12 protein-coding genes and 2 tRNA genes are annotated in these 13,362 nt (G+C 41.5%); 13 read left to right on the top strand and 1 reads right to left on the bottom strand.

Annotated features, from left to right (window positions below; genetic code table 11):
• Positions 1-10 precede the first annotated feature (10 nt).
• Together leuD and HA044_RS02435 are read left to right on the top strand one after the other, a co-directional pair.
• Positions 11-601, top strand: coding sequence for a 3-isopropylmalate dehydratase small subunit (gene leuD / locus HA044_RS02440; protein WP_187538956.1), 591 nt, complete (start codon positions 11-13; stop codon positions 599-601).
• 98 nt (positions 602-699) lie between these two features.
• A complete protein-coding gene (locus HA044_RS02435; RefSeq protein WP_187538954.1) occupies positions 700-1,485 on the top strand; it encodes an L-threonylcarbamoyladenylate synthase in 786 nt (261 codons plus the stop codon).
• A 401-nt stretch (positions 1,486-1,886) separates the two neighbouring features.
• Here the strand turns inward: HA044_RS02435 and plsY are convergent, their stop codons facing one another.
• On the bottom strand, positions 1,887-2,531 hold the full coding sequence (plsY, locus tag HA044_RS02430; RefSeq protein ID WP_187538952.1) for a glycerol-3-phosphate 1-O-acyltransferase PlsY: 645 nt from the start codon (positions 2,529-2,531) through the stop codon (positions 1,887-1,889).
• 187 nt (positions 2,532-2,718) lie between these two features.
• On the opposite strand from plsY, the gene parE reads away from it, so the two are divergent.
• The 11 genes from parE to rpsA all read left to right on the top strand — a co-directional run bounded on the left by parE (position 2,719) and on the right by rpsA (position 13,264).
• Positions 2,719-4,668 carry a DNA topoisomerase IV subunit B gene (gene parE / locus HA044_RS02425; protein ID WP_187538950.1) on the top strand — a complete coding sequence of 650 codons (1,950 nt, stop codon included), beginning with the start codon at positions 2,719-2,721 and terminating at the stop codon, positions 4,666-4,668.
• A 489-nt stretch (positions 4,669-5,157) separates the two neighbouring features.
• Positions 5,158-5,658: a hypothetical protein gene (locus HA044_RS02420; protein WP_187538948.1), complete on the top strand. Its 501-nt coding sequence runs from the start codon at positions 5,158-5,160 to the stop codon at positions 5,656-5,658.
• 1 nt (position 5,659) lies between these two features.
• Entirely contained in the window at positions 5,660-6,172 is a 513-nt protein-coding gene (locus tag HA044_RS02415; RefSeq protein ID WP_187538946.1) for a hypothetical protein, read from the top strand.
• Entirely contained in the window at positions 6,162-6,974 is an 813-nt protein-coding gene (locus HA044_RS02410) for an aminoglycoside 6-adenylyltransferase (RefSeq protein ID WP_187538944.1), read from the top strand. The genes HA044_RS02415 and HA044_RS02410 overlap by 11 nt, the downstream gene beginning before the upstream one ends.
• Position 6,975: 1 nt before the next feature.
• Entirely contained in the window at positions 6,976-7,461 is a 486-nt protein-coding gene (locus HA044_RS02405; protein ID WP_187538942.1) for a hypothetical protein, read from the top strand.
• 253 nt (positions 7,462-7,714) lie between these two features.
• A complete protein-coding gene (parC, locus tag HA044_RS02400) occupies positions 7,715-10,168 on the top strand; it encodes a DNA topoisomerase IV subunit A (RefSeq protein ID WP_187538940.1) in 2,454 nt (817 codons plus the stop codon).
• 169 nt (positions 10,169-10,337) lie between these two features.
• A complete protein-coding gene (locus HA044_RS02395; RefSeq protein WP_187538938.1) occupies positions 10,338-11,360 on the top strand; it encodes a branched-chain amino acid aminotransferase in 1,023 nt (340 codons plus the stop codon).
• A gap of 91 nt (positions 11,361-11,451) precedes the next feature.
• Positions 11,452-11,682 (top strand): DUF2969 domain-containing protein, encoded by a 231-nt coding sequence (locus HA044_RS02390; RefSeq protein ID WP_187538936.1) that lies wholly within the window; start codon positions 11,452-11,454, stop codon positions 11,680-11,682.
• Between the two features lie 52 nt (positions 11,683-11,734).
• Positions 11,735-11,815, top strand: a tRNA-Tyr gene (locus tag HA044_RS02385).
• Between the two features lie 9 nt (positions 11,816-11,824).
• Positions 11,825-11,896: transfer RNA gene (locus tag HA044_RS02380), tRNA-Gln, on the top strand.
• 168 nt (positions 11,897-12,064) lie between these two features.
• The gene (gene rpsA, locus HA044_RS02375; protein WP_187538934.1) at positions 12,065-13,264 is read left to right on the top strand and encodes a 30S ribosomal protein S1; all 1,200 of its coding nucleotides are present in this window, start codon (positions 12,065-12,067) and stop codon (positions 13,262-13,264) included.
• Positions 13,265-13,362: the final 98 nt, after the last annotated feature.

Raw genomic sequence — 13,362 nt, 5'->3', positions numbered from 1 at the left:
AGGAGGAATCATGGAGAAATTTACCATTTATACGGGGACAACGGTTCCCTTGATGAACGATAATATCGACACCGACCAAATCCTCCCCAAGCAATTCTTGAAGTTGATTGATAAAAAAGGTTTTGGTAAATACCTTATGTATGCTTGGCGCTACTTGGATGACCAGTATACCGAGGATCCAGATTTTATCTTTAACAAGCCAGAATACCGCAAGGCGACCATCTTGATCACTGGTGATAATTTTGGGGCTGGCTCCTCTCGGGAGCACGCTGCCTGGGCTTTAGCGGACTACGGTTTTAAGGTCGTTATCGCCGGATCCTTCGGAGATATTCATTACAATAATGAGCTCAATAATGGCATGCTTCCGATTGTCCAACCGCTAGAAGTTCGTCAAAAATTGGCAAGCTTGAAGCCGACAGATCCAGTGACGGTGGATTTGGAAAAGCAGAAGATCATTTCGCCTGTTGGAGAGTTTCGCTTTGAGATCGATCAAGATTGGAAGCATAAATTGCTCAATGGGTTGGATGATATCGGGATCACGCTTCAGTACGAAGACTTAATCGCAGCTTATGAAAAGAATCGGCCAGCTTACTGGCAATGATAAAATTGTATATCGAATTACGAATTTTCTGAAAATATATTGAATTTTTCATGATTTTTTGATAAACTACAAAAAAGACTAGAAAAGGAAAGAGACTTATGACAAAACACATTCAATGGGACGGACAACTTTCACAAGAAGGATTTGATATTTTGAAGGGAGAGGGTGGTTGTATCGTCTGCCCTACAAAAGTTGGCTACATCATCATGACCAGTGACAGGGCCGGCTTGGAACGAAAGTTTGAAGCCAAAGAACGCAACCGTAACAAACCTGGTGTAGTTCTTTGCGGAAGTATGGATGAACTTCGTGCCCTTGCGCAATTGAATCCTGAAATCGAAGCCTTCTACCAAAAACATTGGGATGAAGATATCTTGCTTGGTTGTATCCTTCCATGGCGCGAAGATGCCTATGCAAAATTGCAAGCTTTCGGAGATGGACGTGAAGAACTCATGACAGACGTTCGTGGAACCAGCTGTTTTGTCATTAAATTTGGGAAAGCTGGTGAGCAAATCGCCAAAGAAATGTGGGAAAAAGAAGGCAAGATGGTTTACGCCTCTTCAGCTAATCCTTCCGGAAAAGGAAATCGCGGGAAGGTCGAAGGAATCGGTGAGCGGATCGAAGGTGCCGTGGACTTGGTTATCGAAGCTGATGACTATGTAGCTTCTATCCAACCAGACAAAACAATTGAAACGCGCTATGAACAAGGTGTGATGGTTTCTATGGTGGATGCAGAAGGAAACCTCATCCCAGAACAAGGAGCAGGCAGCCGTTCTGTCAATACTTGTCCAGTCGTGATCCGTAAAGGATTGGATATCGATAAGATCATGATGCACTTATCCGATCATTTCAACTCTTGGAACTTCCGCCAAGGGGAATACTATTAAGAAACAGAAAAAAGCATTCCATTTGGGATGCTTTTTTGTGCTCAAATTAGGTTCTGGTATACTAATGTTAGTAATTGTTCAAAGAATATAAATGAGTTCTAATTTTAAAAATTATCAATAATTTACCGAAACTTTCCTCCGTGAGAAAAGTTCTAGAAACACTATTGTTTCTAGAACTCGGGAGTTTTGAAACCTTAGGTTCAAAACTAAGTCATGGAACTTCTTTGAAGTTCGCTGACGTCCGTACTCACCTAAGGAAAGTTTTAAAGGTAATATTGTAATTTCGTTTTGAATGCTCTTTTTGTGAAAGGATAAAAGATGGTATAATAGGGACAAAAGATGTTCCGAACAAGGAAGAAGCCGTTATTTTTAGCCCGATCAAAAAAACTAGAGCGCAGGCTCTAGTTTTTTGGTAGTTGGTGGGTGATGTTCTTTCCCCAAGGGATGAGATTTTCTTTTTTCTCTTTGATCCGTTGGATATTGTCTTTGTGACGAAGAATGATCAAGGTCGCTAAGGCCAAGACAATGACTGTAAAAAGCGGATCATAACCGTGCAAGATCCATCCAGTCAAAGGGAGAAGAAGGACTGATAAAATGGCGAGTAGAGCAACAGTTACACTCGAAAACGAGATCATACTGGTTAAATACAGGCTGGCTACAAAATACACAGCCAAAATGAGTAGTAGAACAGGCGAGAAGCCAAGTAAGACACCAGCACTAGTTGCCACTGCTTTTCCGCCTTTAAATCCAGCAAAAACTGGGAAAGTGTGGCCTAAAACAGCTAAGAGGCCAAAGACCATTGGCGAGATCCCTTGAATTCCAAAGAAAGCCGGAAGGAGAACGGCCAAAGTTCCTTTCAAGAAATCAATCGCAAAGACGATGATCCCAGCTTTCTTCCCTAAAATCCGAAAGGTATTGGTCGTTCCTGTATTGCCCGAGCCATGTTCCCGTAAATTAATATTGAAAAAGATTTTCCCAATCCATAATCCCGAAGGAATGGAACCTAATAGATAGGCTAAAATTAAAACACTTATTTCTTTTATCATACTTTCATTATAACAAAAAGCCATCAATAGAAAAAGCAATTTTTTGAGTTCAAGTGTGACATCTGAAGAAAGTGCTCAGCCAGCATTTTATACTGAGATATAGAAATCTCCATATAAAGAGAAAAAATTTTGCAAAATTTCCTAAAAAACTGTAATATAGAAAAGATGAACAAACAGGAGGTTCCTTGTGGCAAAAAAGGAAATCAATATTAATAATTATAATGACGATGCCATTCAGGTACTAGAAGGGTTAGATGCGGTCCGTAAACGTCCAGGGATGTATATTGGATCGACCGATGGAAACGGCTTGCATCACATGGTCTGGGAGATCGTGGACAATGCGGTCGATGAAGCCTTGTCTGGCTTTGGATCACAAATCGATGTGACCATCAATAAAGACGGTTCGCTATCCGTGGTAGACCAAGGACGGGGGATGCCGACAGGAATGCATGCCATGGGCAAACCAACTGTCGAGGTGATCTTTACGGTTCTCCACGCTGGAGGAAAGTTTGGCCAAGGCGGTTATAAGACTTCTGGCGGTCTCCACGGTGTGGGGTCTTCCGTCGTGAACGCTCTCTCAAGTTGGCTTGAGGTAGAGATCACTCGTGATGGTGCTGTCTACAGACAACGCTTTGAAGATGGCGGAAAGCCTGTCACTACTCTTGAGAAGATAGGAACGGCTCCCAAGTCTAAGACCGGGACCAAGGTTACCTTTATGCCGGATCCAACCATCTTTTCAACGACAGATTTCAAATTTAATACCATTTCTGAGCGGATCAAAGAATCGGCCTTCTTACTTAAGGACGTGACACTGACGCTGACCGATCTCCGTAAGGAAGAAGATAACCATGTGGCCTTTCACTATGAAAATGGGGTTCAGGATTTCGTTGAGTACTTGAACGAAGACAAGGAAACCCTGACACCTGTTCTCTATTTTAATGGGGAGTCAGATGGTTTTCAGGTAGAAGTAGCCATGCAATACAATGATGGTTACTCTGATAACATCTTATCTTTTGTCAATAATGTCCGTACCAAAGATGGCGGAACCCATGAGACTGGTCTGAAGACAGCCATTACCAAGGCCATGAACGACTATGCAAGAAAGACCGGACTTCTCAAAGAAAAAGACAAGAATCTGGAAGGATCGGACTACCGTGAAGGTTTGTCTGCTGTTCTTTCAATCTTGGTCCCAGAAGCTCATTTGCAGTTTGAAGGACAAACCAAAGACAAATTAGGGAGTCCCCTGGCTCGTCCAGTCGTCGATAGCATTGTTTCGGATAAATTAACCTTCTTCCTCATGGAAAATGGGGAGTTGGCTTCTAGTCTGATCCGTAAAGCTATCAAGGCTCGGGATGCGCGTGAAGCAGCTCGAAAAGCGCGGGATGAAAGCCGAAATGGCAAGAAGAATAAGAAAGACAAAGGGCTCCTATCTGGTAAATTGACCCCAGCCCAGTCTAAAAATCCTGCTAAAAACGAACTCTACCTAGTCGAAGGAGACTCAGCCGGTGGATCGGCCAAGCAAGGTCGGGACCGCAAGTTCCAGGCCATTCTCCCCCTTCGTGGGAAGGTTCTCAATACTGAGAAGGCCAATATGAGCGATATCCTCAAGAACGAGGAAATCAACACCATGATCTACACCATTGGTGCAGGAGTTGGTGCAGACTTTACAGTTGCAGATGCCAACTATGATAAGATCATCATTATGACCGATGCGGATACGGATGGTGCCCACATCCAAACCCTTCTCTTAACCTTCTTCTATCGCTATATGCGACCTTTGGTAGAAGCTGGGCATGTCTACATCGCGCTTCCTCCTCTTTATAAAATGTCGAAAGGCAAAGGCAAGAAAGAAGAAGTGGCCTATGCTTGGACAGATAGCGAATTAGAGGAGTTGCGTCGAACCTTTGGCCGTGGAGCAACCCTCCAACGTTACAAAGGGTTAGGGGAAATGAATGCAGACCAGCTTTGGGAAACAACTATGAACCCAGAAACCCGTACCTTGATTCGCGTCACCATTGATGACTTGGCTCGTGCGGAACGCCGTGTCTCCGTCCTCATGGGCGATAAGGCAGCACCACGCCGCCAATGGATCGAAGACAATGTTAAGTTCACCTTGGAAGAAACGACAGCGTTTTAAGGGGTGTGAGTGATGGCTCTCTACTTAGTTTTTCTGTTATTAGTCACTTTGCCCTCAATTCTTCTTGCAATCAACTTGAATCGTCGAAAAATTAGACTATTAGGGTTGTATGCACCGGTCGTGTTTACTCTCTGTATGCTTAAGGTAATGGAATCCAATATTAGACTCACAGAATCTGGTTCTTTAGAGGCAAGCTTACTCATGTTTTTTTATGGATTCCCCTTGATAATTGGATCTTTAATCTTTACACTGATTCGATTGCATTTCGTCTATTCGGAGAAACTTTGGAAGGGGATGTTGATTTTTCTATCCTATATTTTGGGTCCTCTACTTGTAGGTGTTTTGGGTTTGTATGTGGTGATGCTATTTCAGCTCCATCAGTTTATATTTGTTGTCATTATTTTGATGATTCTGGTTTCTTATCTACCTCCTATCTATCTCTATTATTTCGACCGAGATCAGTGGGACTCAGCTAGAAAGTGAAAAATTATGGATTTTATAATTACGACATTCAATCATTTTTACCAATTATACATTGTCTTATTTCTGTCCATCTTCATCGCCTTTTGGTTGAATTGGAAAAAGAAAAAATTTTATGGCTTGTATTACCCAATCTGTTTAACAGTCATGACTTATTGTGTCGTACAATTTGATTCGTTTAACGTTCCAGAGAGATTCCTTCCATTCATGCTAATTGCTGTTGGCGTTCAACTAATGGTAATAGCCCTAGGTGTCCCTTTGGTCGTGATTGCCTTGCTTTATCACGTCATTCGATTATTTTCCGTTTTTCCTAAATATGGATGGAAAATCATCCTGATCATCCTCTCTTATCTAGCAAGTGCTGTGCTTTTTTACCTGGTTATGGCTAGTATGACAGAAGAGTTTTTGCAACACCGAAGCAAGATGATCGGGTTCATGTTCCTATCACTTGTTCTATCTTATTTGCCAGCCATATTTTTAATCATTAGCCAGAATCGCAGGAAGTTATGAAATGAATGATTTATTATTTATGATTAGTATGCCCCTTGGTTTCATGCTCCCAGTTATTGCTTTGGCTATTTCTATGTTGATTGAAAGGCGATTAGAGAAAAGAAAACAACCATTTTTTGGTCTCTTTTTTCCTATTATGCTATGTCTGACAATATACGAACACGGGTTATTGAAATTTCAGGCTTATGAAATAAGTTTAAAAGTTGGAGCTGTTCTCTTATTCTTCTGTTATCCCTTGTTGCTTATAGCGCTTCTTTATAGTGGAATTCGTCTCTATTTTGTCTATAAGGATAGGGTGTGGAAAGTAATTTGCATTGTATCCTATTATCTAGTTGCAAGTTGGTTTGTTTTTTGTACTCCTAATGAGCACTTTATGACTAATTTGAGTCGCATGCGACTGCTAGAAATAGCTATGTTGATTGGAATCTTTCTCCCATCTCTTTATCTTTATTTAGACAAAGACCAACAATTCCAAGGATCTGTAAGTGATGAAGGAGTAGAAGATGAGAACTGAAACAGAAATAATGACTCTGATCTTGCAGATAGCTGATACTCTGAAAGTAGAAGCAATTGCTTTATCCGGATCCCGAACGAATCCTCAGTCCGTAAAAGATGAGTTTCAAGATTATGATGTGGTCTATATTGTAGAGAATTTGGAAGAGCTTATTTTAGATTTATCTTGGCTAGACCAGTTTGGTAATCGTCTGATTGAACAGCACAATATAGTAGGACACCGTCATCTTTACCTCATGCTCTTTGAAGATGGCAATCGCATCGATTTGACCCTCTGTCCCAAGGAACACATCCAAGAGTGGGTGGACAGCGAGGCAGGATTCACAGTTTTAGTAGATGAGAATAGCTTGTTCGAGTCTTATTCTCCAAGTCCTCAGCGTTTCTGGATAAGCCCAGCTAGTGAGACGGATTTTGAAAAAACTTGTAATGAATTTTGGTGGGTGTCAGCCTACGTGGTTAAAGGGATTTGTCGTAAGCAAGTCATCTATGCGACCGACCATCTCTATGTGATTTGTCAGCAAGAATTGTTAAAAGTATTGGCCTGGCAGGTCGCAAGAGATAGAGGAGTAGTCGACATCGGTAAGAACTACAAGTATCTTTTCCAGTATTTACCTACAGAGAAAGAGAAGGAATTCTCTGCTCTCCTTGATTTTTCAAGTATAGAGAAAATCACTCAGTCTTTATTAACAACCATACAACTTTTCCACCAAGAAGCTCAATATCTTGCTCAAAAGATGGGCTTTAAGTATGAAAAAGAAGTGGCTGAGAAGATGATTGAGTACGCGAAGGAAAGGTTAAACTAATATGTTAGAATATGTATTTGCTATATTTTTTATGGGATTTCCAGGACTACAAATTTTGCTATTGGTGTCTTCAATCTTTTTAGCTCTTCATAAAAATAAATTACATAAAAGGGTGTATGGATTATTTTTCCCGATCATTATGGTCATGTGTAATAGTTGGCTTATTTCAATTGATCGAACAGAGCTGTTTGATGATGCTTTAAGATTCCAATTCTTTCTAATTTCTTTTTGTTTTCCAATGCTCATCACAGCAGTAGTTTATCAGGCTATTCGATTGTATTCTATCTATTCGTTATTTAGGTGGAAGATTGTAGTGATTAGCATTTGTTATTTAATTGGTTTAGTCTTCCATGTTGTTAATACTATGTATTGGAATGAAGTTTTTCATGGACATCAAAATGTATTTAATGCTTTGCTTATTGGGACCGCTGTTATTTCATTTTTTCCTTCCATATATTTATTTTTTGTCCAAAGAAAAATCAAATAAGTAACGACTAGCTAAATTTCAGCAACCTAAAGTGTTTTTACCTGATAAAAATTTTCAAAACTTTAAACTACAGAAAGGATAGTTTAGTTCTATAAAGTAACTGAAATCCTTTTCTATAAAATCTACTCTACATTCTTTGAAAGGAGTTGAACACGCCCTAAATATTGTGTGAAAAAGTAATTTTTCTTGTGAGCATCGCTCACTGCAAGGATTTCCTATTTTCACTTTGTATTTTACGGGCTTTGTATCCTATATGAGTAATATTCAAAATATGTCCTTAGAGGACATCATGGGAGAGCGCTTTGGTCGCTACTCCAAATACATTATTCAAGAACGGGCCCTTCCTGATATTCGGGATGGCTTGAAACCTGTTCAACGACGGATTCTTTATTCTATGAATAAGGACGGGAATACCCATGATAAGGGCTACCGTAAGTCTGCCAAGTCTGTCGGAAATATCATGGGGAATTTTCACCCTCACGGGGATAGTTCCATCTATGATGCCATGGTCCGCATGTCTCAAGACTGGAAGAATCGCGAGATCCTTGTCGAGATGCACGGAAACAACGGTTCCATGGACGGTGATCCACCGGCCGCCATGCGTTATACCGAAGCTCGTCTTTCTGAAATTGCTGGCTATCTCCTTCAAGATATCGAAAAGAATACAGTTCCATTTGCCTGGAACTTTGACGATACAGAAAAAGAGCCAACTGTTTTGCCTGCAGCCTTTCCAAACCTTTTGGTCAATGGGGCTACAGGGATTTCAGCTGGTTATGCGACAGATATTCCGCCCCATAACCTTGCTGAAGTCATCGATGTGGTGGTCTACATGATCGACCATCCATCTGCTAAGGTAGATAAGCTCATGGAGTTTTTACCAGGGCCTGATTTCCCAACAGGTGCCATTATCCAAGGGCGTGATGAGATCAAGAAAGCCTATGAAACAGGTAAGGGACGAGTAGTTGTTCGCTCTAAGACAGAGATTGAGCAACTCAAAGGAGGCAAGCAACAAATCGTCGTCACCGAGATTCCTTATGAGATCAACAAGGCTGTTTTGGTCAAGAAGATTGACGATGTCCGTGTCAACAACAAGGTGGCCGGTATTGCCGAAGTACGGGATGAGTCTGACCGGGATGGACTTCGCATTGCCATTGAGTTGAAGAAAGATGCCAATGCAGACTTGATCTTGAACTACTTGTTCAAGTACACAGATTTGCAGGTTAATTACAACTTCAATATGGTGGCCATCGACAACTATACCCCACGTCAAGTGGGGATTGTGCCGATTTTGTCTAGCTACATTGCTCACCGTCGGGATATCATTGTCGCTCGCTCTCGCTTTGATAAGGAAAAGGCGGAACGCCGCCTCCACATCGTAGAGGGCTTGATCCGCGTCATTTCCATCCTTGATGAAGTCATCGCTCTGATCCGTGCTTCTGATAACAAGGCAGATGCGAAGGAAAATCTCAAGGTCAGCTACGATTTCACAGAAGAACAAGCAGAAGCCATTGTCACCTTGCAATTGTACCGCTTAACCAATACCGATATCGTTACCTTGGAAGAAGAGCATGCTAACCTCAAGGAGCAAATCGCGACTTTGGCCGCTATCATTGGGGATGAACGGACCATGTTCAATCTCATGAAGAAGGAATTGCGTGAAGTGAAGAAGCTCTTTGGCAATGCTCGTCGCAGTGAGTTGCAAGACACTGCTAAGACGATCGAGATTGATACAGCCAGTCTGATCGTTGAAGAGGAAACCTTTGTTAGCGTGACCCGTGCTGGTTACATTAAACGGACCTCTCCTCGTTCTTTCAATGCTTCGACAGTGGAAGAAGTCGGGAAACGTGACGATGATGACTTGATTTTCATAGAACCTGCCAAGACCACACAGCATCTCTTGCTCTTTACCAATTTGGGAAATGCCATTTATCGCCCTATCCATGAATTGACAGATACCAAGTGGAAGGACATCGGCGAACACCTCAGCCAAACCTTGATCAATTTCGAGCAGGATGAGGAAATTCTCTTTGCAGAGATTGTGGATCACTTTGACGGCGTGACCTACTTTGCGGCAACCCAACAAGGTCAAATTAAGCGCTTTGAACGCAAGGAATTGAGCCCATGGCGGACTTATCGTTCTAAATCGACTAAGTATGCTAAGTTGAAAGATGACGATGACCGTATTGTTGCAATTGCACCAGTTGTCCTCGAGAACATCATGATCATTACCAAAAATGGTTATGGTCTGCGCTTCAACATCGAAGAAGTGCCTGTCGTAGGAGCGAAGGCGGCAGGTGTTAAAGCCATCAACCTCAAAGATGGGGACCAAGTGGTGGCTGTCTTCAAGTCGACGACTCCAAGCATGTATCTTCTAACCCAAAGAGGCAGTCTCAAACGAATGTTGCAAGATGACATTCCTGTGACCAGCCGGGCCAAACGGGGACTACAGGTCTTGCGTGAACTGAAAAATAAACCACACCGTGTCTTCATGGCGGGTCCAGTCAATACAGACCAGGGAGATTTCGACCTCTTTACCAGCCAGGAAGAAGTAACGGAACAAGATCAAATTTTAGCTATCACTTCAACTACAGGTCAAGTGACCGAAGTTGATCTGGCTCAACTTAGTGTCTCGGAAAGAACCAGCAATGGCTCCTTTATCAACGACACAATCTCAGATCAAGAAGTTTTTTCAGCACGAATCAAATAAAAAAGCAAGTCGGTCTATTCTTAGACTGACTTTTTTCAAATAAATTTTCTGAAAATTGAAAATATCGCTTGAAATTCTCATGAATTGGTGTACAATAGTGTACATAGATTGAGAAACTGAATCGGTCAATTTCAAATCGACTAGAAAAAAAGAATAAAGGAGAACTATCATGACAGTATCACTTGATTGGGAAAACCTTGGCTTTAACTATATGAAATTACCCTATCGCTTTTTGGCGCATTACCGCAACGGAGCCTGGGATAAAGGTGAATTGACAGAGGATGCGACCTTGCATATCTCAGAATCATCTCCAAGTTTGCATTACGGTCAACAAGCTTTTGAGGGATTAAAAGCCTACCGTACAAAAGACGGAAGTGTCCAATTGTTCCGCCCAGATCAAAATGCTAAACGTCTGCAACGGACAGCTGATCGCTTGCTCATGCCACAAGTACCAGTGGATATGTTTGTCAATGCATGTAAGGCAGTCGTCAAAGCTAATGAAGAATATGTGCCTCCATATGGTACAGGAGGAACCCTCTACCTTCGCCCTCTTTTGATTGGTGTTGGGGATATTATTGGAGTACATCCAGCAGAAGAGTATATCTTTACCATCTTTGCCATGCCTGTCGGCAACTACTTCAAAGGTGGTTTGGTGCCAACTAACTTCTTGATCCAAGACGAGTATGACCGTGCGGCTCCACATGGAACAGGGGCTGCTAAAGTTGGAGGAAACTACGCAGCCAGCATGCTTCCTGGTAAAATTGCTCACGATCGTAATTTCTCTGACGTCATTTATCTTGATCCAGCAACCCACACCAAGATTGAAGAAGTCGGTTCTGCAAACTTCTTTGGAATCACTGCTAATAACGAGTTTGTGACGCCACTGAGTCCATCCATCCTACCATCAATTACCAAGTATTCCTTGCTTTACCTTGCTGAGCATCGCTTAGGATTGAAACCAATCGAAGGGGATGTCTTTATCAATGATTTGGATCGTTTTGTAGAAGCAGGAGCTTGTGGTACCGCAGCAGTTATCTCACCAATCGGTGGTGTTCAACACGGAGATGACTTCCATGTCTTCTATTCCGAAACAGAAGTCGGTCCAGTGACCCACAAACTCTATGATGAATTGACGGGTATCCAATTTGGTGATGTCGAAGCACCTGAAGGATGGATCGTTAAAGTCGATTAATAGAAATAGCTATTTCTCGGTTGAGAATAGCTTTTTTCTTGCGCCATAAACTAAATTTTTGTAAAATAGAAAAAGTGAAAAGAGGACTGAAATGAGTAAAAAAGACAAGAAAATTGAAATTCAAATCGTAGATAGTAAAGTAACCGTTGGAAAGGATACTTTTGACGGATTCACACTTTCAATTGGTAAGAAAACGATAGGTGAAATTGCAGATATGGCAGGTCAGTTTGCCATTGTCAAAAATGGGACAGTTGATTCCCTATACAAAAATCTAGAAAAAGCAGTTGAAATTTTAATAGAAACTTATAATTTGAATAAATAAGGACTTGCATTTTTAGTAAATCAATGGTATAATGGATGCTGTTGATTTATAAGGAGAGATAGCGAAGAGGCTAAACGCGGCGGACTGTAAATCCGCTCCTTCGGGTTCGGGGGTTCGAATCCCTCTCTCTCCATCTCATTAATGGGGTATAGCCAAGCGGTAAGGCAAGGGACTTTGACTCCCTCATGCGTTGGTTCGAATCCAGCTACCCCAGTTCTTAGGTAATATCAGATAAGTGATAAAATATCTAACTAGGTATTTTATTTCTTTATAGGGTGAAGTCGTTAAAGGTGATATTGAATCTCGTTGCGGGTGCTTGCTTAGGAAAAATAATTATTAGTATGTCAAGTTAGGAAAACTTGATTGTTGGAGGATTTTTTAGATGAATGAATTTGAAGATTTGCTAAACAGTGTTAGCCAAGTTGAACCAGGTGACGTCGTTACTGCTGAAGTATTGACAGTTGATGCGAACCAAGCTAATGTTGCAATCTCTGGAACTGGTGTAGAAGGTGTCTTGACTCTTCGCGAATTGACAAACGATCGTGATGCGGACATCAACGATTTGGTTAAACCAGGTGAAACACTTGAATTGCTTGTTCTTCGTCAAGTAGTTGGTAAAGATACTGATACAGTAACTTACCTTGTATCTAAAAAACGTTTAGAAGCTCGCAAAGCATGGGACAAATTGGTTGGTCGTGAAGAAGAAGTTGTTACTGTTAAAGGAACACGCGCTGTTAAAGGCGGACTTTCAGTAGAATTTGAAGGACTTCGTGGATTTATTCCAGCTTCAATGCTTGATACTCGTTTTGTACGTAACACTGAGCGTTTCGTAGGTCAAGAATTTGATGCGAAAATCAAAGAAGTAGATCCAAAAGAAAATCGTTTCATTCTTTCACGTCGTGAAGTTGTTGAAGCATCAGCTGCAGCAGCACGCGCTGAAGTATTTGGTAAATTGAACGTTGGCGATATCGTAACTGGTAAAGTTGCACGTATCACAAGCTTTGGTGCTTTTATCGACCTTGGTGGTGTTGATGGATTGGTTCACTTGACAGAATTGTCACACGAACGTAACGTATCACCTAAATCAGTTGTAACGGTTGGTGAAGAAATCCAAGTGAAAGTTCTTGACTTAAACGAAGAAGAAGGTCGTGTATCCCTTTCATTGAAAGCTACAACACCTGGACCATGGGATGGCGTTGAACAAAAATTGGCTGCTGGTGATGTCATCGAAGGAACTGTTAAACGTTTGACCGACTTCGGTGCATTCGTTGAAGTGTTGCCAGGTATCGACGGACTTGTACACATCTCACAAATTTCACACAAACGTGTTGAAAATCCAAAAGATGTTCTTAAAGTTGGACAAGAAGTAACTGTTAAAGTTCTTGAAGTAAATGCTGCTGATGAACGTGTATCCCTTTCAATCAAAGCTCTTGAAGAACGTCCAGCTCAAGAAGAAGGCGAAAAACAAGAAAAACGTCAATCTCGCCCACGTCGTCCAAAACAAGAAAAACGTGACTTTGATCTTCCAGAAACTCAAACTGGATTCTCAATGGCTGACTTGTTTGGCGATATCGAATTGTAATATTTTTAAGAGGTTGGGACAAAAGTCCTAGCCTCTATTTGATGTTGGGTTATCGAGCAAGACGCAGTGGTTGAATGGGCTCTACTACGCTGATTTTA

Origin of the sequence: Streptococcus sp. IMAU 99161, assembly GCF_014435245.1 — a bacterium.
Lineage (GTDB): Bacteria > Bacillota > Bacilli > Lactobacillales > Streptococcaceae > Streptococcus > Streptococcus lactarius.
This window is presented reverse-complemented; position numbering and strand designations above follow the sequence as displayed.